Below are 23,820 nucleotides of genomic sequence, written 5' to 3'. Positions count from 1 at the left end.
TCGTGAATATTTATTCATATGGTTATGGAGTGCCATCCCTTTCCTGCAATAACCACAGTAATGAATAAATATTTACGGACTTGCTTCCGTCGGACAGACTCATAGAAGGAGGAAATGGGCTATGGATACCTCGCTAACCGGTAAGATAGCCGCTACAGCTAAGCTACGGCTGAGAAGAAGAAAGTTCTACGAATACAAGACGCTTTATTGGATGATGCTGCCGGGGATATTGTATTTTATTATATTTCATTACATCCCGATGTACGGTGTTGTACTGGCATTCAAAAATTTCTTTATTTTGAAAGGGATTATGGCTAGCCCCTGGGTCGGATTGGATCATTTCCGCAAAGCATTTGCCGATCCGTATTTCTTTAATGTCTTGAAGAATACGCTTATCATCAGCTTCTACAAGCTGCTGTTCGGATTCCCGATCCCAATTGTCTTTGCCTTACTCTTAAGCGAAGTCACTCACATGCGTTTTAAGAAGCTGGTACAAACCGTATCTTATTTGCCTCACTTCATATCGTGGGTGGTATTGTCAGGAATTTTCATCAGCCTGTTCTCCATGGAGGGTCCGCTTAATCTGCTCATGAGCTTGTTAGGTATGGAGCCTGCGGTTTATATGGCCGATCGAAGATATTTCAGAATCATTTTGATCGTTACTGACATTTTCCAAAGCTTTGGCTGGGGCTCGATTATTTATTTCGCCGCCATTGCCGGTATCGATCCGCAGCTGTATGAAGCAGCTATAATTGATGGCGCAGGCAGGTTCAAGCGGATTTTGCATATTACGATTCCTATGTTGATTCCGGTTATTTCTATCCTGCTTATTCTTAAGATGGCTCATATTCTTGACGCCGGCTTTGATCAAGTATTCAATATGTACAACCCTATGGTTTACGAAGTGTCAGACATTATCGATACCTACGTATACCGGAAAGGGTTAGTTGAAGCCAATTACAGCTACTCTACGGCGGTAGGATTATTCAAATCCGTGATTGCACTGATTTTGATAGTGATTGTTAATAAAGCGGTTAAAACGATGGGCGGTAAAGAACATACTTTATGGTAAAGCTTCAAGCAGTTGGAGGTTAAACGGACATGAATCATATTAAGGCAACCATGGGTGAGAAATGGGCACAAGCAGCGCTTTACTTGCTTATGAGCACCATAGTGCTGGTTACAGTATTTCCCTTCTGGAATCAACTGGTCGTTTCATTAAGCACAAGTTCATCCCACGCTGTTTACTCTACGGGGACACTGCTTTTTCCAGCGGGCTTTACTTTAGACAGCTATAAGTTCGCCTTTCATTATGACAGTCTTTGGAAGGGCTATGGGAATACGCTGCTTAGAGTAACGCTTGGCGTTATACTGAGCCTTGTGTTTACCTCACTTCTGGCGTATCCGCTGTCCAAGGCCGATCTACCGGGCAACCGAATCGTCACCGCTCTGATTCTGTTTACGATGCTGTTCAGTGGCGGGCTGATTCCTCATTATTTGCTTATAAAAAAGCTGGGTCTGTTTAACAGTGTCTGGGCGCTCGTTCTCCCAAACATGATTGGCGCGTTCAATGTATTGATCATGAGAAATTTTTTCAAGTCCATACCGGATAGCCTGCAGGAGTCGGCCAAGGTAGACGGGGCTGGATACTTTCTTATATTTCGCAAGATCGTGATACCGCTTTCAAAGCCTGTTCTGGCCACGGTAGCCTTGTGGGTGGCGGTAGGACACTGGAATGCATGGTTTGACAGCCTGATCTATATTACGGATACGAACAAGCAGGTGCTGCAGGTTGTATTGAGAAAAATAATTGTCGATAACAATATGGATGAAATCAATGCCATGCTGTATCAGAGCAATCAATTCGACGCTTTTTCCAGCCGGCAGCTGCAGTCCACTATCATTATGCTCTCTGTCATTCCGATGCTGGTAGCCTATCCATTTGCGCAAAAATATTTCGTTAAGGGCATCATGCTGGGAGCAGTCAAAGAATAACAGATTAGTTAAGAGAGAAGGGGTACTTTTGGGTAAAAAAAAGCGTGTGGTTTCGGTTGTGTTAGGCTCGGCATTATTAACGGGAGTTGCATCGGGCTGCAGTCAAGGCAGCAGTGAAGCTGGCTCATCGGGTGGGGCTTCTGAACAACGTACTTACAAAATGACCTATTTGAACCAAAATTATGATAAAACGGTTAAAGACAGCTATGCGATCAAAGTGGTTGAGGATAAATTTCATGTAAAAATCGAGCAAGTTCCGCGTTCCAAGGATAATTTCAAGGAAGAGCTGTTAGTGAAGGTGGCATCGGGCGAAATCCCTGACGTCTGGGTGGATCTTCCTTTCCCGGAGTATGATAAGCTTGTAGAGCAAGGTGCGGTTGCTGAAATACCGAAGGATTTACTTGATAAGTATGCTCCTAAATATATGGCATGGCTAAAAAAACATTTGGGCGACAACCCTCTGCAATATACGATGAGAAACGGAAAAAATTATTCGATGCCTATTATTTGGACCTTGGGGCCGACTTCCAAGGTTGTCGGAATCCGGGAAGACTGGCTGCAGAAGGTGGGTATTAACAAAATACCGGAGACGCTGGAAGAGCTGGAAGCTGCCATGAGAAAGTTCCGCAATGATGATCCAGATGGTAATGGAAAAAAGGATACCTATGGTTGGACGGGAACCGGAGGGAAAACGGAAGAAATTTTCTCCCCCGTATTTGGTGCCTTTGATGTGTATCCAGGGATTTTTACCGAGGAAAATGGACGGATCTTAAGAGGCGAAATATTGCCAGGCGCTAAGGAAGCACTTACTGTGTTGAATCGTTGGTATAAAGATGAATTAATCGATCCAGAATTTATAGTTAATAAAAGCAAAAACGTTGACGACAAAGTTATTTCCGAGAAATCCGGGGTAGTTGTTGCTTCTTGGTGGAAATTTATTCCGAAAGAGGCGTTCATCGGCGGGGAGTATTATGCGATGAAAGACAAGAACCCTAATGTTAAATGGGCAAGCTTCGCAGGTCCCAAAGGCCCTGAAGGCAAGCTGGGTACGATCCAGGGGAGCCCGATTCCGAGCTCTGGCGCACAATTTGGCATTCATATGGAAAAAGATCGCGATAAGATGATCAAATATATCGAAATCGCGGAATCCACGGCGTTTGATCGGGATATTTTCGAAAAAATCGTATATGGAGAATTAGGCAAGACTTACCGTAAAACAGATGACGGCGGCTTCGAGTATCTTCCTCCTTACGATAAGGCAGAGGAGCAAATCAAATTCGGAATCGGCCAGCAGTATACCTTTGTGGGCAAATCCTTTAACGATTACGAGTTCCAAACGCCATATATGACCAAAAACAGTCTGGTTTCAGTGCGTCAAAAAGCGGAAACGACAGGTAAAGGCAAGTATGATGTTTTGAAGACGATTCAGCTTCCCCAATATAACCAGATTAGCGATAAATTGGAGCAGCTGACGATCAAAAATTATGTCGACTTTATTATTGGCCGCAGACCGCTTAGCGAGTTTGATAAATTTGTAGATGAATGGAAGAAGACAGGCGGAGAGCAAGCGATTCAGGAAGCCCAAAAGAAATACGATGAAAATTTTAAAAAGAAATAGCATTTGCTTAAAGTGAGAGTTCGAAAAGGAGTGGGGAAGTTGAAGGCTGTTTTAGTCGGTCTTGGGAACAAGGGTTATTCATGGTATAAGCGGATTCGCCGGGATCACCCTCACATTCAATTAGCGGTTGTCGAAGTGAATGCAGAGCTGCAAGCACGGTTAGCAGGTGAGCCCGTTCCGTTCTATACGTCTGTGTCAGAGGCAATAGAGAAGGAACGGCCGGACATCCTTATTAACGTAACGCCTCCAGCCTTTCATTCAGCAGTTAATGAACTGGCGTTCGAGCATCGTCTTCCTGTATTTTGTGAGAAGCCGATTTCTAATAACTATGAGGAATCCGTCCGAATTGTAGAGCTGGCTAGCCAGAGGAACATCCCGTTTATGATAGCAGAAAACTATCGCTGCTTCCCCTTTACTCGTCATATGAAATCGCTGCTTGAACAAGGGGAGATCGGGAGCATCTCAACCATTCAAATTGATTTCTGCCGTTACCATCCAACGGATATTCCTTATTTCCTTGCTCTCAAAAATCCGCTGCTGGAGGATGTAACCATTCATCATTTCGATTTGATACGTTATTTAACCGGGCAGGAGGCAAAGAGTATTTATGCTTTCAATTATTGTCCGGTCGGGAGCTGGCTGCAGGCTAATGTCAATCTGAACTTTTGCCTTGAGATGGAAGATGGGATAGTTGTCAATTACATTGGCAGTATGACAGAGAAAGGACACCAAACAGGCTGGAGCGGAGACTGGCGTATTGAAGGGACCGAAGGTGCCTTGCTGCTAATCGAAGATCGTTTGTTTCTGAATAAAGGGGAAGGCAACATTCCGGTCGACAGCAGCGGTATTCCCGACTTGTCCTGCTTCCATCATTTTCTGGAGGCTTTAAGCGAAGGCAGAAATGCGGAAACTTGCGGAGAAGACTACATCAAATCTGAGGCGCTCGTTCATTTTGCCAACCAATCGCATGAGCTTCAGCAAAGAGTGCAAATCACTTCATAATCCACTATACAATAGTACGGCAAATGGCAGCATAAATAGGAGGGATGATGTCCATGTTCAATCGTAATTTTCTGGAAGCGCAATTAGTTACGGAGCAGTGCCATCGCGGGATAGGTACAGTCAATCATACGAGTATTTATAAGAAAGAGGATTTTGATACGGCAATTCAATTTATTAATTACGTTGAAATTCCACCTGGTTCATCCATCGGATTTCATCGGCATCGTGAAGATGAAGAAGTTTACATTATTCTTGAGGGCAACGGCATTATGAAAGTGAATGATGAGCAGACAAGAGTGAAGCCGGGGGATATTCTGCTAAACAAGCCTCACTGGGGACATGAATTGTTTAATGATTCCAACGAGATGCTGAGAGCTATAGTATTTGAAGTATTGAAATAGAAGCGGGTTGTGAAAAAGGTACGAGCAAGAAGCGAACGTGCAAACGGGGCTGTCCCAAAGTAGCACCAGCCAGGGGCAGCCCTTTTTGTACGTTGCATAAGTGATGGCGCGTGAACAGATGGGTTATGTCATTGCATGGTAGTATGGCGAACTCCACGTAATTATCAGGAAAATGTCACGTTATTTCCCCAAAAAATAGCGTTTCAAGCCCAATAACTGGAATTTCTCCTGCTAATTCTAAGGATTTTGGCTGATTTCGGCCCTATTATCTAGATTAGCAGGAGTTTTTCCAGTTAGATTGCTTTCAAACGGTATCCGTGCTGGATTAACGGGAGGATTTCCATCTATTGTCTTTCTTTCGGCAGCCGCCCGAAAATCCCAGTCTCCTCTGGAATGAATGAAAGCAAATTTTGTACCGAACTTAAACGCCGATGCCCAAGATTAGCACGGGTTGGGAAGTTAATTCATCTTTGCATCGCTGAGAATACCCAAGAAGAGGCTGCCCTTCCTTTGACAGCCGCTTTTATAGCTTTTTTAACCTGTTATTGAAGTAACAGCAAGATTACAGGCAATACAAGGAAGGAGGCAAGTGTTGTCCAGAGAATGCACTTGGACACGAACTGCGGAGCCGCATTGAATTGTTCGGCTAACAGAACGGCGTTAACTGCGGCCGGCATGGAAGCCAGTACAAGGATGACCGAAAACAATATGCCCTCGATACCTAAGCAATACAAGGTGAGGTAAGCGAGCGCCGGCGCTGCAATCAGCCTTATAAAAATACCGGACCAAAACGCTTTTTTATAGATTGTCGGAAGCACGGTGTTTTTAACACTTACCATCTGCGCTCCCAGTATCGCAAGGACCACAGGAGAATACGAATCCGCCATCAGAGTGAAACCTTTATATAGCGCTTCCGGGATTTGCAGCTCCAATGTTTTGGCAATGGTTGCCAATACCGCCGCATAAATAGACGGCATTTTAAATATAGATAAAAGCGCGGATTTTACAGAAAATTGGGAACGCGCCGCGAAATATATGCCGAGCGTATTGACGATAATCATTTGAACGATGACATATAAGGAGGCTTTATCAAGACCTGCTTGTCCGAAAGCTAATAAAACCAAGGGAAGACCATAATTCACGCTGTTAGTGAAGGTTGAGACCATCGTTAGCCCCGCGCGTTCAGCGGCCGGCAGAGCAAGCATTCTACTGATTAGGAGAGCGATTGCCCACAGCACCAAAACATTAATGATCGAAAATAGTATCGTATTCGTTATGTCGTCCCACGATATCCGGGCATTGAACAAGGCAACAAATATAAGCGCAGGACTTAATATGTATAAGGCAAGCATAGATATCGGCTTTGTATCCATCCCACGGAAGCGCCTAAGTAAAGCGCCACCGATCACAGGCAGGGAGATAGGAAGAAAAACATGATAGATCGTAGAGAGAAAGGTTTGCAGCAGCATCATGGGTTGGGACTTCCTTTCAATCCGCCCATTTGCTATTTATTAAGACCCTTCAAATAGTGAATGACCTCATTCATCTCGTGGGCATCCGTATCTTCTATGGAAACATCGACGAATGGCTTGTACTCATAGAGCTTCTGCAGGAATCCCGCTGTGTCGAACACACCCGTACCTGGCTTTACGGATTTGGGACGTCCATCACGTTCGTTAAATGGAGTCACCACATCCTTCAGATGAGCCAGTACGATTCGGTCTCCGAACAGCTCGAAGGATTCGTTAACAACCTGCTCCCGGCGCTCAAAGTTCGTACGATCAAATAAGTTGCAAGGATCGAGTACAACTCCGATATTGCGGGAGGGGACTTCATCTATGATGCGCTTCATTTTCTGAGGTGTGGTAAGCGTATGTGTGCAGACAGGTTCAAGACCTACATAGGCGCCCCATTTCTCCGCTTCCTCGGCTAACTCTTCAACAGTGCTGCGCAGAATCGACCACCCAATCTCTTCATATCTCTCAGCATCCTGATTGCGGTAGGTTGTGAGATCGCCTGTTTCAGTAGCAACGATGGTTGTGCCAAACTCACGGGCAAACCGCAGATGCTCTTTAAAGCGGTCGATTTCGTACCGTCTTTGTACAGGATCAGGATGGACCGGGTTGATGTAGCAGCCCAGCACTCCAATGCGAATGCCTTGCTTGTCAAACTGCTCGGCAATATGGTTGGCCAAGCCAGGGCTTAACTTGCCCAAGGACGTATCAATATCGCCTATAGCCTTCGTCAGAGCGAGCTGTACGAAATCAATTTCAAGCTCACCTAATTTCTGTGTTAGTTGCATCAGCGGCAGTGTGCCGACTTTGTGAGCTAATGTTCCGAATGCCATGTTGTTCTCTCCTCGCTTTGTCTTAATGTTAAAGTTTGTTGAACTCCCATTCTAATGACATCATACTATTTTCCAGGAACGTAGTCGATCCTATCCTTATGTTTTGGCCTTGCGTTGTGCTCCCTTTTCATAAAAGCTCAGCCATATAATACAGACCGTGCAAGCTGCGGCAATCCATCCATTGTAATAAAAAATATTTTTCATACCGAAGGCATCACTCGCAATCCCTCCGCCAAAGCTGCCAATAATACGGGCGATACCTGCGCTAAGCAGAGCGTTTAACGTCTGTCCGCTGGCTTTCAGTTCCTTCGGAACCTCTTGATTTATGTACATAGCCATAGTGACCGACAGCACGATAAAAATCAATCCATGCAGCACTTGAGCGGGGAGTACCCAATAGGGATTGTCGGTTAAGGAGAAGGCGAACCAGCGCAGAGCAGTGGCTATACTGGCAACAAGCAAAATATGTGTGATTCGAACGCGCTTCATAATTCGCCCAGAATAGAGTAGAAAAGGAATTTCGCTTATAGCGGAAATGACCATCGACCAGCCTAATAGAAAGCTGTTTCCTCCCATATTGTGAAAATAGACAGGGAAGAACGTATAATAATAGCCCAACGTAATTTGTAGGACCAGATTAATGCCCATGTAGATCATGAGCTTGCGATTTCGGAATAAGACTCCGATATTTATCTTTTTGCCTGATGATTGATAGCCTGTAGTAGCAGGGAATTGGGAAAGCAGAAGCACACTGATGAACATAATAATAGCATAGACGACAAATAAAGAATGGATGTGGCTTTTGGCAATCCAGCCGAACAGGAGAGACATAATAGCGAATCCTATAGTTCCGCCCAACCGGATCGGACCAAAAGACCAGCGTTTCTGCTTGTCGAGCTCTTCTAAGGTAATAGCATCGCTTAAAGGGGCGATTGAAGTTTGGAAGAAGGTAAACAAGCATACCATTATTAACAAATAATAATATTCTGTTGATATCGGGAAGAGTAGAATAACTACCCCTGTGCCAATGATGAGTACGCGAAGCACGGAATTTTTTGTCCGGGCCCTATCTCCAATTGAACCCCAAACAGGCTGTGCCAATACCGCGACCAAAGGTCCCAGACTTAGCAGCAGCCCTATTTGTGTGGAGGTTGCGCCGATGGATTGGAAGTAAACTGGGATGAACGTTCCATAAACCGCATTCGCCATATAAATGACCGTATAAAAAAGCAAGAATGGGAGCATACCTTTCAAAGCAACCGCTTCTTTCCTCAATAAAATGTGAAGTATGGTGCTAATTATCACATTAATTCGGCTTGACGTAAACAATAAAAAGCAGCATTTAATGGATGGATTCCCCATCTTCTGGAATGAAGACCTGATCCTGAAGCTGATGCTTCTCGACCAATGCTCTTAGCTCCGGTCGTTTCAGGAAGCAGTGGTTCCATGTCTCCATATGAGCAACCACAATACGAGTATTCGGGCTGTGCAAGCATACTTGCCGAACGTCCTCAGAGGTCATCGTTATGGGGCCGCCTTGCAGAAATTCGGCTCCTCCCGCGAATACGACTGCAACTTCAGGTTGATATTTGGTGAGAGCTTGCGCTACATCCTCACACCAAATCGTATCACCGGCTATATATAAGGTCGGCTCGTTTGGGGCCTGAAGAACAAAGCCTGAAACAGGCCCCATAAGTCTCCCGATTTCGCCAACGCCATGCTGACCGGTAGTCCGTGTGATGCGGATGCCATTCCATACAAATTCATCCTCAATGGGCATAACCTCTTGAAATCCCCGCGAGCGTATCGTCTCCACATCCTGCGGCTGGCACAGGAAAGCTATATCTTTACGCAAGAGCTCAGCCGCAACACTGTCGAAATGATCTCGATGCGTATGGGTTAGGAGTACGGCGTCAGCCTTGAGCAATTCTTCAATGTTGATCTTCAAATTGACGAGGGGGTTGGAAAGTGTATTGGCTGTGTTTGGAACAGCTGCCATCGCCCCGGCTGGGCTGAGCATAGGATCGATTAGCAGTTTATACCCAGCGTACTGAATGAATAAGGTACTGTGACGCACGAGTTGAATGTTCATAGTTTGCAGCTCCTCTAAAAGCGTAATTATTTACTAGTGAGTCATAGAAATTATAAGCTTTGTAACACAGCCTATACAACAAGTAAAGTTAGAATTGCCATGGTTTCGTTATGCAGCCTGTTCGGGTAAAAAAAGACCAATCATCCGAAAGGGGTTTTTCCTATGGATTTCTATTACATAACCGTTAAGCTGGCTACCGCGATGGTCGGTCTATGGCTTATTACCAAGCTATTAGGGAAAAAAGAAATTTCTCAGTTAACCGCATTTGATTTCGTTTCCTCTTTGATGTTAAGCGAAATTGTTGGGAATACGCTGTATGATAAAGACGTTCATCTAACTCAGCTTCTTTATGCTCTGGCGTTATGGACTGCTCTATCCCTTGGTCTCGAGAAGCTGGTGCAGTTCATTCCTGGACTATCCAGGCATCTCAACGGTACTGCAGATCTCATTATCGTGAATGGTCAGATTGATTTTGCAGCAATGAAACGTAATAATCTTGATTTCGACCAGCTGCACACACTGCTGCGTGAGCAAAATATTTTTTCTGTCCGTGAGGTTGGCTTTGCGGTATTCGAAACAAACGGGAACTTGAGTGTAAAGAAAAAAACATCGCTCGAAAGCGTCACAAGGCAAGATTTGCAGCTTCCAGAGGAGCCGCTGTCCTTGAGTTTGGTTCTTGTTGAGAACGGCAGGGTACAGAAGAAACGGCTGGAGCATACGGGGCACAGCATGAAGTGGTTGCTGAAAGCACTTAAGGAGCAGGGGGCAGCCCGGATCGAGGATGTGCTGTATGCAGAATGGGATGAGTCTAAGGGGATGTTTTGCCAAATGAAAAAATAGTTTATCCAATCTATTGCTTGTTCCATTGAAATCGATTTCATGTATAATGATGAAAAATGGCTTAGGGGGAAGACATTGGATGTACAAGCTTGTTATCGTTGATGACGAACCGACCGTTCGTTATGGTCTGCGTAATTATTTCGACTGGAATACTTTTAATATTGACTTCGCAGGCGAGGCTGATGACGGAGACGTAGGTTTGGACCTAATTGAACGAATCCAGCCTGATTTGGTGCTGACCGATGTGCGTATGATCAATATGGATGGGATACGTATGTCCGCCCAGATTCGCGAGCGGTATCCTCATATCAAAATTGTTTTTGTAAGCGGTCATGATGATGCGGATTATTTGAAGTCTGCGCTTCAAGTCAACGCTGTCGATTATATATTTAAGCCTGTCAATATGCAGGAGCTAAGAATGGTAGTTGAGCGAGTCGTCGGAGAATTACAGAACGAAGCAAAGGAAAAGATGCTGATTGCAGATATGCAGGTCAAGCTGACCCAAAGCATGCCGTTACTTCGGGAAAAGTTTCTCATGTCGCTGATCCGCGACGGAATCACCCAGCCTGGCGGCGCACGGAATCGGATGGAGTTTCTACAGCTGGACCTGCCGGCAGATGCATCGTATTGGGTCATTGTGGTTACTATTGACGACAATGCGGAGGTAGTCGAGCCTCGCTCGGAGAGGGACAAGCAGCTGTTGTCCTATGCTGTGCTTAACGTATGCCAGGAGTTAATTGACCGGCACATGGGCGGATATGCTTTCGAGAACAGGAGCAGCGAATATGTCGGCATACTCCGTGTGCGCAATACCAACAGTAACGGGGTTGTTGGCGGCATTGGGGACGAGGAGGAGTCTCAGGAGGACCTGCTGTTCAGCCTGGCTGAAGAAATCCGGGAGAATCTGCAGCGCTGGCTCTCAATCACGGTGACCATCGGGGTCGGCGAGCATGTATCCAACCTTCAGGCATTGCCATGGTCGTATATACAAGCACGTGAAGCGGCGGATCAAAAGTGGTACCTTGGCAAGAATCGCGTCATTTCTATGGACAGCCTCGAACACGAGGAGCAAGGTATGCACAGGTTTGATCAAGTTCAAAGCGAACGCTTCTTGTCTGTTATGAAAGCAGCGGAGCCTTATCAGCTGTCGATAGAGCTCAACGATTTATTCGAATGGTTAGCAAGAAACCGCCGTGAAGGGTTGAAGTACTGCCGCAATGTTTGCCTGCAGTTGATATTGCTGTCCAATCGTTTGTTGCTGGAGCTGAATATACAAAGCCGTGACCTGGAAGAAAAGGAGCTTAGCTTGTGGGAACGCGTATTTAAGCAGGAGACGATAACGGATTTGAGGTTCACCTTGGAATCTTATCTCATAGAAGTATGCTCACGGATACAAGAGAAGCGCAGCGGGAAATCGAGCAATGTAATAGAGCGTATACGCCAAGTCATTGAAGAACGGTTGGCAGATAGCTTGACGGTTTCGGATATAGCGGAAAGCGTCTATTTAAGCCCTACCTATGTCAGCTTGCTCTATAAGCAAGAGACAGGAGATACGGTCTACGAATATTTAACCAAAGTTCGGATAGAGAAAGCCAAGGAACTGCTTCGGGATACAACGGTCAAATTATATGAGGTTTGCTATGCTGTCGGTTACTCGGATCCCAGCCACTTCAGCAAGCTGTTTAAGAAGGTTACCGGCTTTACGCCCAGCGCCTACCGTGAACAGGTCCTATAAAGGGGGGAAGCTCGTCGGATGAAATCCATGCTCCACAAGGGTGCTCGCTATTCGTTATTGCTGCTAAAAGAGCTGGCGGCCGCCAGAACCTGGCTGCTATGCTATGTTCTATTGATTTTACTGCCAGCATCTTTCCTCCTGTATTTTTATTACGAGCGTTCTTCCGTAATATTGGAGAAGGAAGTAACCCGCTCCATGCTGCAGACGATGAAGCAAACAGGGATCAATCTGACCTATCAATTTGAACGTGTGCGTGATACGTCCAATTCCATTTTTATGAATCCTAATCTATATAAGTATTTGGATCAATCTGAGGCGACGGCACCTATCGGTCAACAGCTTGTTGTGCTGAAGGATTTGCGTTATATGATGGATACGGCAGAGACGAATGGCAATGTGTTTCGCGTCAGGCTGTTTGTGGATAAGTCCAGAATTTATGCTGGAGAATTGATCAATTTCTTCCCAATGGATAGCTTAAAAAGTCGGCCTTGGTACAATAGTGTCATCGAAGCCGGCGGTTCAATCGTATGGGTAGGAGCTTATCAGGAGAATTATATCGACAGGGGCAGCGCTTATGTGCTTTCCACAGCCCGGATGATTCGCAATGCTCAGAAATTCGACCAGATGACGGGCGTGCTCGTCATCGATATGACAGAGCAAACCGTAAGAACGATACTTGATGCTGTAGATTTATCCAAGCAGCAGGTTATTTATATGGTTGACTCCGCTGGAGTCGCTGTATCGCATGCGGATCAATCTTTGCTCGGCAAGCCGGTCCTGAGCGCTGATCTAAGGAAGTCGATTATAGAAATGGACGAGGGCATAATTAAAATAGCCGAAGGTGACGATGCCAAATATGCGGTATTCACAACCATACAATCCACAGGCTGGAAGCTGGTGGCTGAGGTGCCGGCAGCAGAAATATCTCGTCAGGCCGTTACGCTGAATCGGTTTTCCAGTGTCGCGACATTGCTTGGGGTGTCGATTATGTTCCTCTTGCTGGTTTTCGTTCTGTTGGCTTTTATCATACGTGGCATGAACCGACGCGTTCAGCTTGTCATTCGAACTATTCATAAGGAAGGTTTGGAAAGTCTGGATGACCGCAATGCAGCATCCGATGGTCATATCAACGTTCTGGAACGGAGCGTTGATCATTTAATCGATAAGGTTAGAAATCTGATGGAAGAAACCTACAAGACGAAGGTGCTGGAGCGTGAAGCTCAGCTTCGCGCCCTGCAAGCTCAAATAAATCCGCATTTTCTATACAATACGCTCGATACGATCAACTGGATTGCTATAGGACGTAATGCACATGATATTAGCCAAATGATCGATGCGCTGGCCAAATACTTCAGGCTTAGCTTAAACAAAGGCCGGGACAACGTCAGTGTGGAGGATGAATTGAACTTAGCCAAAGTATATTTGGAAATCCAGCAAAGCCGGTTTCCCGAGAGCTTTGAATTTACGGTTGAGTCAGACCCGGCAATTCATAAACATTACATGCCCAAGCTGACCCTTCAGCCTATTGTGGAAAATGCGCTGCTGCATGGAATTCGTAAATCCAAAGCTAAAAGCGGTCATATCCGGATTGCCGCCCATCAGGATGGAGAGGAGCTTGTGCTGTCCGTCTCCGATGACGGAGCCGGCATGGAGGAGGAGATTGCCAGGAAGCTGCTTAGCGAGCCACGGCCGGAAAGCTCCTTCGACAGTGCTGGCAGCTCTTATGGTTTGTACAATGTAAATGAACGTATCAGGCTATACTCGGGAGAGGGCTATGGATTGTCCATCCGATCCGCACCAGAACAAGGCACGACGGTTACCGTCCGCTTGCAGATTATTCGTGAGGAGCAAGTGTCGTAGCTGATGAAGTTTTAAAGAAAATAAGCCCACCACTAGGTAAGCAATTATCAGATCATCTTATAAGAAAATGGCGCTCTTAACCCCGCTTATGCCCGGGAATGAGGGGTGCCATTTGTCTATTATCGATTAGTTTTCGACAAAAGGCAGTAGGATTAAACCAGAAATCATAGCTTTACCCTCTACTGAGCGTTTTTCAAACCCGATATAATGACATTACAAGCACAGGGAGGTGACAACAATCATGAATACAACAACGACTGCAAACTTAGAGAGTAAAGAGATCAGCCCTGAGCTTGCCGTCAAACGGGACAGCCGTTGGAAGCTGTTTCGCAGCAATTTGGACATGTATGTTTTGTTGGTGCCTGGTTTGCTTTTTTTACTGCTTTTCAAATACACGCCGATGTATGGGGTTTTGATCGCCTTTCAAGACTTTAACATTTTTGACGGTATAGCGGGGAGTAAATGGGTAGGCCTGGAGCAATTCCAGAAGCTGGTCCACTCCGATGAATTCATGCAAGTGTTCAGCAACACGTTATTGATTAGCTTTTACAAAATTATTTTGTTGTTTCCTATCCCAATCGCAGTCGCGCTGCTGTTAAATGAAGTACGCAGAATGTTTTTCAAACGAACCGTACAAACCATCATCTACTTGCCCCATTTCTTGTCTTGGGTAATTATTTCGGGCTTGTTCATCAACATTCTGTCTCCTTCAGGCGGTTTGCTCAATCAGCTCATACAATGGTTTGGGGCGGAGCCGATTTCGTTCCTGCTGGATAACGGATTTTTCCGAAGTGTTGTCGTCTTCACTGCAGGGTGGAAGGAAGTAGGCTGGAACGCTATCATCTTTATTGCAGCTATTGCGGGTATTGAGCAGGAGCAGTACGAAGCGGCAGCCATTGACGGAGCGGGGCGCATTAAGCAGATGTTTTACATCACGCTGCCAGGCATCTTGCCTACCATCGTATTAATGTTCATTTTACGTATAGGCCATCTGTTGGATGCTGGAACCGAGCAAATATTGACACTGTACAATCCGGTGGTGTATCAGACGGGGGATGTAATCGGGACCTATGTATACCGCATGGGGCTTGGCAAAATGGATTACAGCTTCAGCACAGCGGTAGGATTATTTAACTCAGTGGTTGGTTTTCTACTCATTATTTTTGGCAACATGCTCAGTAAAAAACTGCTTAATCGAAGTATATGGTAAAAGGAGGCGGGAAAGATGCGTAGAAAATCAATAGCTGACCTGAGCTTGGATGTATGTGCTTATACATTTCTCCTGCTTATGGCGGCGTCCACACTGCTTCCGTTTGCCAATGTGCTTTCAAAATCGATCAGTGAGGAATGGGCTGTTGTCTCAGGCAAGGTAGGTATATTTCCAGTAGGCTTTCAGCTGCACACAATGGAGTATGTGGTCACATCCGCCCAATTTATCCGTTCCTTTATGGTTTCTGTTGGAATCACAGTCGTCGGAACGCTGATCTCGATCTTATTGACAGCGGTTACAGCTTACCCTTTGTCGAAAAGGCATTTGCCAGGCATTAGCTTCATTATGGTGCTATTCGTTTTTACGATGATGTTTAATGGGGGCATTATTCCGAATTACTTGCTGATGCGCAACTTGAATTTGATCAACAGCTTATGGTCGCTTATTTTACCTGCGATGATCAGTGTTTTCAATCTATTGGTTATTAAAAGCTACTACGAGAGCTTGCCGGAGGCGCTTGAGGACTCAGCCAAAATGGACGGTGCCAAAACCTACACTATTTTGTTCCGGATCATTCTTCCGCTCAGCGGACCGGTGCTTGCGACGATTGGGTTGTTTTACGCGGTTTACTTCTGGAACGACTTTTTCAATCCGATGCTCTATATAAGCGATGCCTCTTTAAAGCCTTTACAGCTGTACCTGCGGGATATTGTGATGGATGCGGATTCCTCTTCGGCTCTGAACAAAAGCGTAGACGATTTAATGAATGTTTCACCTGAAGGTGTACGTGCAGCTACAGTTATTGCTTCTACGATTCCTATTTTACTGGTGTATCCGTTTTTGCAGAAATATTTTATAAAAGGTGTTCTCATAGGTTCCGTGAAAGGCTAAGCAAGCATTCAATCCTTGTTATTGAGGGGTTAATGATACAGAGATTGTAAATTAAACTAGGAGGGTTTTCTATGAATAAAAAGAAATGGCTCCTCATTACATTGGCCGCAATGACACTGACTTCTGCTGCTTGCTCATCCAAAGGGGGAGATTCTCAAGCGACGGCTCCTGCAGCATCTGGATCCACACCTGCACCCGCTGCCAAAAATGAAGTGAAACCAACGTTGAAATCACTGCAAATTTGGCAAAAGGACGATTACAACACGTATCCCGTAGCCAAAGTGCTGGAGGATAAAACCGGCTATAAAGTACAGTACGAAATGCTTCCTCAGGATAAGCCTCAAGACAAGCTTAATTTGTTGATTGCGTCTGCAGAACCGTATGATGCTATTACGACCGCTGGCGGCAGTGATTTTAAAGCGCTTTATTCAGATTATGCCAAAAAAGGGGCTTTAGTTGATTTAACGCCTCTGATCGATAAGTTTGGTCCGAACATTAAAGCATCCGTGTCCCAGGAAACATTCGATGCTGCCAAAGTGGACGGGAAAATTTATGCCATTCCCACCAAGTCCATTAATTTTTCCAGCACCGGCCTGATGATTCGTCAAGACTGGCTGGATAAGCTAAGCCTGAAAATGCCGACTACATTGGAGGAGCTGACGGCTGTCCTGAAGGCATTCAAAGAGAAGGACCCGGGCGGTAACGGAGATAAAAATGTGGCTTTAACACTCAGGGGAGACGATCCGTTCCTGCAAAATGTGGTCGGTGCGTTCGGGATGCCGAACTTTTGGAATCCGGTTGATGGCAAGCTGACTCCGCGTACATTGGACCCGGCCTTTAAAGAATATGTGGGTTACATGAGCGAGCTGTTCAAGCAAGGGCTGCTGGATAAGGAATTTGGCGTAAATAAAGATGCTACGATGAAAGAAAAATTCACAAGTGGCCGTGCCGGCGTTATTCCGCTTAACTGGTCCGATGTGCCGACTATTGCGGATGCACTGAAAAAAAATCAACCTGACGCCAAAATGGTGTTTGCTCCAGCTTTGAAGGGTCCAAGCGGCAAAATGGGCTTCTCTGCATCGTCAGGCTTTGACCGAATCACCTTTATTCCCAAATCCTCCAAACACATTGAGGATACGATTAAATGGATGAATGCCAAGCTGGAGAAGGATACTTTCAGGACGATGGCGATAGGCGAGGAAGGCAAGCACTATACGTTCAAAGACGGAGCCTATAACCCTATTCTGCCGATATTTACCGATGAGCGGAATCAGGCGAACAATTATTTGATGGGCGTTGACGAGAAAAATTATCCGATCTACTGGCAGGCACGTGTGCGTAAGGACCCGCGTTTGTTTGAAGCTTGGGAGTTTCTGAATGTGAAGCAGCCTGCGGAAGCACGCATAATCGACCCGTTGGGGATGGCGCCTTTCATGCCTGAGTATTCAAAAAATTTCCAACAGCTCAACACGATGATTAACGATTATACAGTCAAATTGATTTTTGGTGCAGAGTCTGTATCGGGCTTGGAAGCTTTCCAACAAAAGTATAAAGCAGCCGGCAGCGATTCGAGCTATAAAGAAGTTAATGATTGGTACACCACTTTGAAAAAATAACATGCCGCGAACAGAAAGCAGCTTATCTTATAGGCGGCTGTTTTCTGTTTGCTTCCCATTTTCAGCGTAAATTTGAGGAGGAAATCAAATGACCATCAAGTTGACTACGGTTACCATCCCGCAGCAGGAGCTTCCGATATCTTATACACCGGATGTCGTTGTGATCGGCGGAGGAGCTACAGGCATTGCTGCGGCTATTGCAGCTGCAAGGAATGGCGCGGATACGCTGCTAATTGAGCAGCGAGGTTACATGGGCGGTATGGGAACTGCAGCGCTCGTTCCCGCATTCTGTCCTTATACCGATGGGGAGAAGCCGGTAATACGAGGTATCGGATTGAATCTGATGGAGAAGATGAAACAAGCCTCCGGCGATATCTATATGAGCATGCATAAAGACAGGCTGGACTGGGTTCCCATTGATGTGGAAGTATTGAAGCGCATCTATGACCATGAAGTGACTCAAAGCGGAGCTAAGATGCTGTTCCATACTTTTGTTGATCAAGTGCTTACGGAAGGCGAACAGATTCAAGGAATAGTGATCAGCAATAAAAGCGGCCGTTCGGTTGTCCAAGCGAAGCTGTACATCGATGCTACGGGTGATGCGGATTTGGCAGCATTGGCCGGGGTACCCTTTCACATCGGCGGGGAGGAAGGGGAGCTGCAGCCGGGTACGATGTGCTTTATCTTATCCGGTTTGGACAAAGATGAATTTGACAAATTTATCCAGGATACCGGTCAAGGCGGCCAATTGCCGGATACCGTCACGCAAGCACAGCAAAATGGCGATTTGCCGGAGGGACGCAAGCGGATTTCCGGTACGGCCTGGCTTTCGAAGTCAGTGGCGGGCTTTAATTTCGGCCATGTATTTGGTATTGACGGTACGAAAGCAGAGGATTTAACTTATGCTGCTATCGAAGGCAGGAAATTGATAGAGACGCAGCTGCGCTTTCTGCACAAATATGTGCCAGGCTTCGAGAACGCGCATCTGGTTCATTCAGGTGATCAAATTGGAATTCGTGAAACACGCCGAATAGTTGGTGATTACACCTTGGTGGTAGAGGATTTCCTCCAAATGCGCACCTTTGAGGACGATATTGCCCGGAATTCCTATTTCATTGATATTCATCTTGCGAACGCGCAGAGCACTATGGCAATCAAACACTTGCCGAAAGGACAATCGCATGGCGTTCCTTATCGCTGCATGCTGCCGCAGGGTAAGGAGAACCTGATTGTAGCCGGTCGTTCGGTTTCCTCGGATCGTCCAGTACAAGGCTCTCTGCGAGTCATGCCGAACTGCTTCGCGATGGGGCAGGCCGCAGGCACTGCTGCTGCCATGGCGGCGAGATCCAATACCGGATTTCGCGGGATCGATATTCCGACGCTGCAAAATACATTAATAGAGCAGGGAGCTTGGCTCGGTGATCGTACGGAAGCGTCATTGGAAGCTGTGACGGCTGGAATAAACGAGACAGCTCAAGTTATATTTGATGAAGAAAATTGACAAGGAGTCTGCAACCGGACTATTCACTCCCGAAGCAAATAGATGGAGAGGTAGGAGTTGGGGGACGCTAGGCGATAGCCTAACAGAGGCCAACGGCTATCAGCCGCTTGTATGCAGCAGGCTAGGATTGAGCCGAGTGATGAATTACGGTAAAAGCGGCTGCACCATGACGGCTGGCGGAGACAGAGATTATGGGGCAACCGTGAATGTCGGTCGGAATATCGACCAAACGCTCGATTGTGTGACCATTTTTGCCGGAGTGAACGATTTTCGCTTGAATAAACCGTTAGGAGAACCAGGCAGCTATGATATCCTGACTTTTATCGGAGCTTACCGAACACTAGTTGAGCATATTTTAACTAATAATCCGGGCTGCCGGTTAAATCTTTGGACTCCATTGCCTAGAGATAAGGACGGTTACGATATATTCAGCACGAACGAAGCAGGCTGCCGCCTCTTTGATTATGTTCATGCTATCCATATGATCGGGCTTAACTATTCTTTGCCATTGCTGGATTTGTATGCAATTAGCGCTTTTAACAAGCTAACGATGCATTATTACACATCCGATGGGCTTCATCCGAACGAGAACGGGCATCTGCGAATAGCCGATTTGGCTGTTGCTTTTCTCGCGCGGCTGTAAAGCATTGTTAACAGCATTGTGTGATGTGAGGGATTAATCCTGGCATTTTGTTGTGCTTGTTATGAAATAGTCACATAGCTATGATCACAATTGCTGCAACCGTGGGTCGAGAAAATAGTGGTGGCAACGAACGAAACAGAATCGCACTTGGCATTACTTAGGTTAACAGCGGAAGTGACCGTTCCGTTATTTCCTAAAAAATCATAAAAACAGAGAAATAAAGGAAGCACTTCTTCCGTTAACTTTAAAATTTTAGCGTAAACTGCCCGAATTCTTCCTAATAACGGAACAGCGGCTTCCGTTATTGTCTCGTATTTAACGAGGCCGATTGAATAACGGAAATTTTAGTTCCGCTAAGGTCATTCTAAGCTTAATCCGGTGCCAACCCAATTTCACGAAGGTTCATGTTTCCATTAAACGCCGAATTCACAGAAAAACAAGCTTCCAATTTCCACTTTGACAGTGGTCATGGAAGCTTGTTTAATTTGGCGACTGGCTCGTTCTATGCTTGTGAGACAGTTCCTTAACATACAGGGATTAAAACATTTTTGTCGTCCAGGATTCACAATTCCAAGTATCTGTAACGACATCGCGATAAAATTCCGGTTCGTGAGAGATCAGAAGAATGCTGCCTTTATACGCTTTGAGGGCGCGCTTCAGCTCGTCCTTCGCATCCACATCCAAGTGGTTGGTCGGCTCATCGAGCACGAGCAGGTTTGTTTCACGGTTTATGAGCTTACACAATCGCACCTTTGCCTTCTCACCGCCGCTAAGAACGGTAATCTTGCTCTCGATATGCTTCGTTGTTAGCCCGCATTTGGCCAGTGCCGCACGCACTTCGAACTGTGAGTAAGAAGGGAATTCCTTCCATACTTCCTCAATACAAGTATTGTAGTTGGCTTCCTTCATTTCCTGCTCGAAGTAGCCGATACTCAGGTGCTCCCCAAGCTGAACGGAGCCCGACAGTGCTTGGATCTCACCTAAGATACTACGCAGCAGCGTTGTTTTGCCGATACCGTTGGCACCTACCAGGGCGATCTTCTGACCGCGCTCCATACGAAGGTCCAACGCTCTTGATAGGGGTTCCTCGTAGCCGATGACAAGATTCTTAGCTTCAAAAATCAGCTTGCCGGACGTTCTGGCATCCTTGAAGTTGAACTGCGGCTTCGGTTTTTCTTTGGCGAGCTCTATGACATCCATCTTGTCCAGCTTCTTTTGTCTGGACATCGCCATATTCCGAGTCGCGACACTAGCTTTATTCCGGGCTACGAAGTCTTTCAAATCTGCAATTTCCTGCTGTTGGCGCTTGTAGGCTGATTCCAACTGCTGCTTTTTCATTTCATGGACCTGCTGGAAATAATCGTAATCGCCAACGTATCGGTTCAGCTCTTGATTTTCCATATGGTAGATCAGGTTAATAACGCTGTTAAGGAACGGAATGTCATGAGAGATTAATATGAATGCATTCTCGTACTCTTGCAGATAACGTCTCAACCATTCGATATGCTGCTCATCGAGATAGTTCGTCGGCTCATCGAGGAGCAGGATGTCCGGCTTTTCGAGCAGAAGCTTGGCCAATAATACTTTGGTCCGCTGTCCGCCGCTAAGATCATTAACATCCTTATCCAGTCCTATATCGGTAAGTCCCAGTCCGCGGGCGGTTTCTTCGATCTTGGCATCGATCATGTAAAAGTCTTGATTCGTCAATGTATCCTGAATCGTACCGACATCCTCAAGCAGCCGATCGAGCTCCTCCGGAGATACATCGCCCATCTTAACGTACATGTCGTTCATCTCTTGTTCCATGTCGAACAGATATTGGAAGGCTCCCTTCAGAACATCGCGGATTGTCATGCCCTTGTTGAGCACCGCATGTTGATCGAGGTAACCTACGCGCATGCGTTTGGACCATTCTACTTTTCCTTCATCCGGCTGGAGCTTGCCTGTAATAATGTTCATGAAGGTGGATTTACCTTCACCGTTAGCACCGATGAGTCCGATATGCTCACCTTTGAGCAGACGGAAGGATACATCTTTGAAGATAGCGCGATCTCCAAATCCGTGGCTTAGTTTTTCTACATTTAATATGCTCATGAATGACACCTTTTCTTTTAAACTTTTTTCTCATTTTTTATAATATCATAATTAATAAGTTTTCAGCAGAGCTGAACCATTCTGATATTGCAAGAAAAGCTACCGCTAAGACACGAATGTATCTTGATCGATAGGGCTTCGAATAGAAGCTTTTCTTATAATATTAGAAAGTATAAGTTTGAACCGGAGGTTCACCTTTCTAATATTGCAAGAAAAGCTACCTTTAAGACACGAATGTATCTTCATCGATAGGGCTTCGAATAGAAGCTTTTCTTATTATAAGCGTTAAGGGGCGGTCAACTCAATATGGGAGACTATACAAAAGTTTTGTCAATAAATAAAGCTACTATACTAAAGGTTACTTATTGAAGCCGAATTCAGTCCTTATTAAATTGTGAGAAATCGGCTATGATTAGGAAAGCTGTTAAAATTGGAAGCTGCTGGTGGAAAATACGCCTAAAGAATGGAAACGAAGGTGACTGCATGAAAGCGCGAACAAAAGATGAACAACCTTCCGAAGCAGATGAACAGATGGATGCTCCTGAGGCGGCCTTAGCCGATCCAAACGATCGTAAAGCTATTCGTAAAATTATTTTGAAGCTGGCAGGCCCATCCTTGGTGGAGATGCTGCTGATTAATTTTATGCAGATGCTTAGCATGATTTTGGTAGGTAGGGTAGGTCCAGAAGCAGTGGCGACGGTAGGATTAACGAGTCAGCCGTATTTTCTGTTGTTAGCTATTTTCATGACTTTAAATGTAGGCACTACGGTTATTGTAGCAAGATCAGTCGGTTCAGGAAAAATTATGGAAGCTAACCGGGCTGCGAGTCAGGCTTTTGCACTAAATATTGTACTTTCTGTGCTGGTCGTTGCGCTTGGATACTTCTTTGCAGCTGACTTGCTCCGGATGATGGGAGCAGGGGAGGACGTGGTGGCGCACGGACTGCGTTATGCAGAAATTATTTTCTTGTCCGTCGGCTTTAATACGATTTCGATGGCTTTAACCGCAATATTACGCGGAGCCGGAGATACTCGTACACCAATGAAAATCAATGTGTTATCGAATGTGCTTATTGTTATTATCGGATTCCCTTTGATTTACGGAGTCTGGGGTTTGCCGGAGATGGGTGTTACCGGCGCAGCGGTTGCAACGATCGTATCGCAGCTGGTTTCCATGGTTTGGGTTATTGCTGTAATGTTCAGCGGCAAATATACCATTCGTTTAACAGCGCGCGGCTTATTTCAAATAGACCGTGTGATGATTGGGCGTATTCTCAAAATTGGGCTGCCCACGGCAATTGAACAAATCGTGATGCGGCTTGGAATGCTTGTGTTTGTAAAAGTTGCCGCAAGCCTTGGAACCGTAGCGTTGGCAGCAACGCAAATAGCGTTTAATGTGTTTGGGCTGACCTTTATGCCGGGAATGGCATTTTCCATAGCGGCTTCTACTTTGGTCGGTCAGGCACTCGGGGCCAACAATCCGGATTTAGCGGAAAAGTATGGATGGCAGGTACGCAAAATTGGGATGGTTGTAGCAGGGGCTATGGGTGTAGTGTTTATCTGCTTCGCCCCTTATATTATGATGCTGTACACGCCAGACCAAGCTGTAATCGAACAGGGAGCTGTTGGGATAAGAATTATGGGCTTTATTCAAGTGTCTCAGGCAACCCAATTTATTTTGGGCGGAGCCTTGAGAGGAGCAGGAGATACCCGGTACCCGCTGTACTCGACTTTAATCGGGGTATGGGGCTTCAGAGTTGCTTTGAGTCTCTTGTTCGTATTTGGGTTGAATTGGGGTACCGCCGGCATTTGGACAGCAGCAGCTGCAGATCAATTTGTGCGCTCGGTGCTCATATATGGACGGTTCAAGAAGGGAATTTGGAAAACCACCCGTGTATAGCTTGTCGCCTATGATAAGAACATTGGAAACAGCAATTATTTTTACTTAATTATAAATAGAAGGGTTGGGGAAATGT

19 protein-coding genes are annotated in these 23,820 nt (G+C 45.8%); 14 read left to right on the top strand and 5 right to left on the bottom strand.

From position 1 onward, the window contains the following. Positions 1–121: 121 nt before the first annotated feature. From NV381_RS10280 to NV381_RS10260, 5 genes are read left to right on the top strand one after another with little or no spacing between them, the layout of a single operon-like run. On the top strand, positions 122–1,072 hold the full coding sequence (locus NV381_RS10280) for an ABC transporter permease (protein ID WP_258213182.1): 951 nt from the start codon (positions 122–124) through the stop codon (positions 1,070–1,072). Positions 1,073–1,101: 29 nt separating this feature from the next. After that, positions 1,102–1,995 (top strand): carbohydrate ABC transporter permease, encoded by an 894-nt coding sequence (locus tag NV381_RS10275; RefSeq protein WP_258213181.1) that lies wholly within the window; start codon positions 1,102–1,104, stop codon positions 1,993–1,995. A 28-nt stretch (positions 1,996–2,023) separates the two neighbouring features. Beyond that, a complete protein-coding gene (locus NV381_RS10270; protein WP_258213180.1) occupies positions 2,024–3,613 on the top strand; it encodes an extracellular solute-binding protein in 1,590 nt (529 codons plus the stop codon). A gap of 39 nt (positions 3,614–3,652) precedes the next feature. Next, positions 3,653–4,615 (top strand): Gfo/Idh/MocA family protein, encoded by a 963-nt coding sequence (locus tag NV381_RS10265; protein ID WP_258213179.1) that lies wholly within the window; start codon positions 3,653–3,655, stop codon positions 4,613–4,615. A 53-nt stretch (positions 4,616–4,668) separates the two neighbouring features. Beyond that, positions 4,669–5,016 (top strand): cupin domain-containing protein, encoded by a 348-nt coding sequence (locus NV381_RS10260; RefSeq protein WP_258213178.1) that lies wholly within the window; start codon positions 4,669–4,671, stop codon positions 5,014–5,016. Positions 5,017–5,558: 542 nt separating this feature from the next. Here NV381_RS10260 and NV381_RS10255 read toward each other — a convergent pair. The 4 genes from NV381_RS10255 to NV381_RS10240 form a co-directional block, all read right to left on the bottom strand. After that, a complete protein-coding gene (locus tag NV381_RS10255) occupies positions 5,559–6,482 on the bottom strand; it encodes an AEC family transporter (RefSeq protein WP_258213279.1) in 924 nt (307 codons plus the stop codon). A gap of 38 nt (positions 6,483–6,520) precedes the next feature. Then, positions 6,521–7,363, bottom strand: coding sequence for a sugar phosphate isomerase/epimerase family protein (locus NV381_RS10250; protein ID WP_258213177.1), 843 nt, complete (start codon positions 7,361–7,363; stop codon positions 6,521–6,523). A gap of 96 nt (positions 7,364–7,459) precedes the next feature. Continuing rightward, a complete protein-coding gene (locus NV381_RS10245; RefSeq protein ID WP_258213278.1) occupies positions 7,460–8,608 on the bottom strand; it encodes an MFS transporter in 1,149 nt (382 codons plus the stop codon). A 97-nt stretch (positions 8,609–8,705) separates the two neighbouring features. Further along, positions 8,706–9,455: an MBL fold metallo-hydrolase gene (locus tag NV381_RS10240; RefSeq protein ID WP_258213176.1), complete on the bottom strand. Its 750-nt coding sequence runs from the start codon at positions 9,453–9,455 to the stop codon at positions 8,706–8,708. 162 nt (positions 9,456–9,617) lie between these two features. Between NV381_RS10240 and NV381_RS10235 the strand changes: the two genes are divergently transcribed. From NV381_RS10235 to NV381_RS10200, 8 genes are all read left to right on the top strand, one after another. Then, positions 9,618–10,295 carry a DUF421 domain-containing protein gene (locus NV381_RS10235; protein WP_258213175.1) on the top strand — a complete coding sequence of 226 codons (678 nt, stop codon included), beginning with the start codon at positions 9,618–9,620 and terminating at the stop codon, positions 10,293–10,295. A 79-nt stretch (positions 10,296–10,374) separates the two neighbouring features. Further along, the gene (locus tag NV381_RS10230; RefSeq protein ID WP_258213174.1) at positions 10,375–12,030 is read left to right on the top strand and encodes a response regulator; all 1,656 of its coding nucleotides are present in this window, start codon (positions 10,375–10,377) and stop codon (positions 12,028–12,030) included. Positions 12,031–12,048: 18 nt separating this feature from the next. After that, positions 12,049–13,890: a sensor histidine kinase gene (locus NV381_RS10225; protein WP_258213173.1), complete on the top strand. Its 1,842-nt coding sequence runs from the start codon at positions 12,049–12,051 to the stop codon at positions 13,888–13,890. A 241-nt stretch (positions 13,891–14,131) separates the two neighbouring features. Beyond that, positions 14,132–15,100 (top strand): ABC transporter permease, encoded by a 969-nt coding sequence (locus NV381_RS10220; protein ID WP_379375294.1) that lies wholly within the window; start codon positions 14,132–14,134, stop codon positions 15,098–15,100. A 15-nt stretch (positions 15,101–15,115) separates the two neighbouring features. Next, positions 15,116–15,991 (top strand): carbohydrate ABC transporter permease, encoded by an 876-nt coding sequence (locus tag NV381_RS10215; RefSeq protein WP_171656527.1) that lies wholly within the window; start codon positions 15,116–15,118, stop codon positions 15,989–15,991. A 71-nt stretch (positions 15,992–16,062) separates the two neighbouring features. After that, entirely contained in the window at positions 16,063–17,607 is a 1,545-nt protein-coding gene (locus NV381_RS10210) for an extracellular solute-binding protein (RefSeq protein WP_258213172.1), read from the top strand. Positions 17,608–17,695: 88 nt separating this feature from the next. After that, the gene (locus NV381_RS10205; RefSeq protein ID WP_258213171.1) at positions 17,696–19,108 is read left to right on the top strand and encodes an FAD-dependent oxidoreductase; all 1,413 of its coding nucleotides are present in this window, start codon (positions 17,696–17,698) and stop codon (positions 19,106–19,108) included. After that, positions 19,095–19,751 carry an SGNH/GDSL hydrolase family protein gene (locus NV381_RS10200; protein WP_258213170.1) on the top strand — a complete coding sequence of 219 codons (657 nt, stop codon included), beginning with the start codon at positions 19,095–19,097 and terminating at the stop codon, positions 19,749–19,751. The genes NV381_RS10205 and NV381_RS10200 overlap by 14 nt, the downstream gene beginning before the upstream one ends. A gap of 537 nt (positions 19,752–20,288) precedes the next feature. On the opposite strand, the gene NV381_RS10195 is transcribed toward NV381_RS10200, so the two are convergent. Then, positions 20,289–21,845, bottom strand: a complete 1,557-nt coding sequence (locus NV381_RS10195; RefSeq protein ID WP_258213169.1) for an ABC-F family ATP-binding cassette domain-containing protein — start codon at positions 21,843–21,845, stop codon at positions 20,289–20,291. A gap of 483 nt (positions 21,846–22,328) precedes the next feature. On the opposite strand from NV381_RS10195, the gene NV381_RS10190 reads away from it, so the two are divergent. Next, positions 22,329–23,744 (top strand): MATE family efflux transporter, encoded by a 1,416-nt coding sequence (locus NV381_RS10190; protein ID WP_258213168.1) that lies wholly within the window; start codon positions 22,329–22,331, stop codon positions 23,742–23,744. The last annotated feature ends 76 nt before the right edge of the window (positions 23,745–23,820 follow it).

This window comes from Paenibacillus radicis (ex Xue et al. 2023), assembly GCF_024722015.1.
Classification (GTDB): domain Bacteria; phylum Bacillota; class Bacilli; order Paenibacillales; family NBRC-103111; genus Paenibacillus_S.
This window is presented reverse-complemented; position numbering and strand designations above follow the sequence as displayed.

Excerpts from the sequence above, each read along its gene's own strand:
- NV381_RS10280 (WP_258213182.1), top strand. The coding sequence starts at position 122 with ATGGATACCTCGCTAACCGGTAAGATAGCCGCTACAGCTAAGCTACGG.
- NV381_RS10275 (WP_258213181.1), top strand. The coding sequence starts at position 1,102 with ATGAATCATATTAAGGCAACCATGGGTGAGAAATGGGCACAAGCAGCG.
- NV381_RS10260 (WP_258213178.1), top strand. The coding sequence starts at position 4,669 with ATGTTCAATCGTAATTTTCTGGAAGCGCAATTAGTTACGGAGCAGTGC.
- NV381_RS10250 (WP_258213177.1), bottom strand. The coding sequence starts at position 7,363 with ATGGCATTCGGAACATTAGCTCACAAAGTCGGCACACTGCCGCTGATG.
- NV381_RS10245 (WP_258213278.1), bottom strand. The coding sequence starts at position 8,608 with ATGCTCCCATTCTTGCTTTTTTATACGGTCATTTATATGGCGAATGCG.
- NV381_RS10240 (WP_258213176.1), bottom strand. The coding sequence starts at position 9,455 with ATGAACATTCAACTCGTGCGTCACAGTACCTTATTCATTCAGTACGCT.
- NV381_RS10235 (WP_258213175.1), top strand. The coding sequence starts at position 9,618 with ATGGATTTCTATTACATAACCGTTAAGCTGGCTACCGCGATGGTCGGT.
- NV381_RS10230 (WP_258213174.1), top strand. The coding sequence starts at position 10,375 with ATGTACAAGCTTGTTATCGTTGATGACGAACCGACCGTTCGTTATGGT.
- NV381_RS10225 (WP_258213173.1), top strand. The coding sequence starts at position 12,049 with ATGAAATCCATGCTCCACAAGGGTGCTCGCTATTCGTTATTGCTGCTA.
- NV381_RS10220 (WP_379375294.1), top strand. The coding sequence starts at position 14,132 with ATGAATACAACAACGACTGCAAACTTAGAGAGTAAAGAGATCAGCCCT.
- NV381_RS10215 (WP_171656527.1), top strand. The coding sequence starts at position 15,116 with ATGCGTAGAAAATCAATAGCTGACCTGAGCTTGGATGTATGTGCTTAT.
- NV381_RS10210 (WP_258213172.1), top strand. The coding sequence starts at position 16,063 with ATGAATAAAAAGAAATGGCTCCTCATTACATTGGCCGCAATGACACTG.
- NV381_RS10205 (WP_258213171.1), top strand. The coding sequence starts at position 17,696 with ATGACCATCAAGTTGACTACGGTTACCATCCCGCAGCAGGAGCTTCCG.
- NV381_RS10200 (WP_258213170.1), top strand. The coding sequence starts at position 19,095 with ATGAAGAAAATTGACAAGGAGTCTGCAACCGGACTATTCACTCCCGAA.
- NV381_RS10195 (WP_258213169.1), bottom strand. The coding sequence starts at position 21,845 with ATGAGCATATTAAATGTAGAAAAACTAAGCCACGGATTTGGAGATCGC.
- NV381_RS10190 (WP_258213168.1), top strand. The coding sequence starts at position 22,329 with ATGAAAGCGCGAACAAAAGATGAACAACCTTCCGAAGCAGATGAACAG.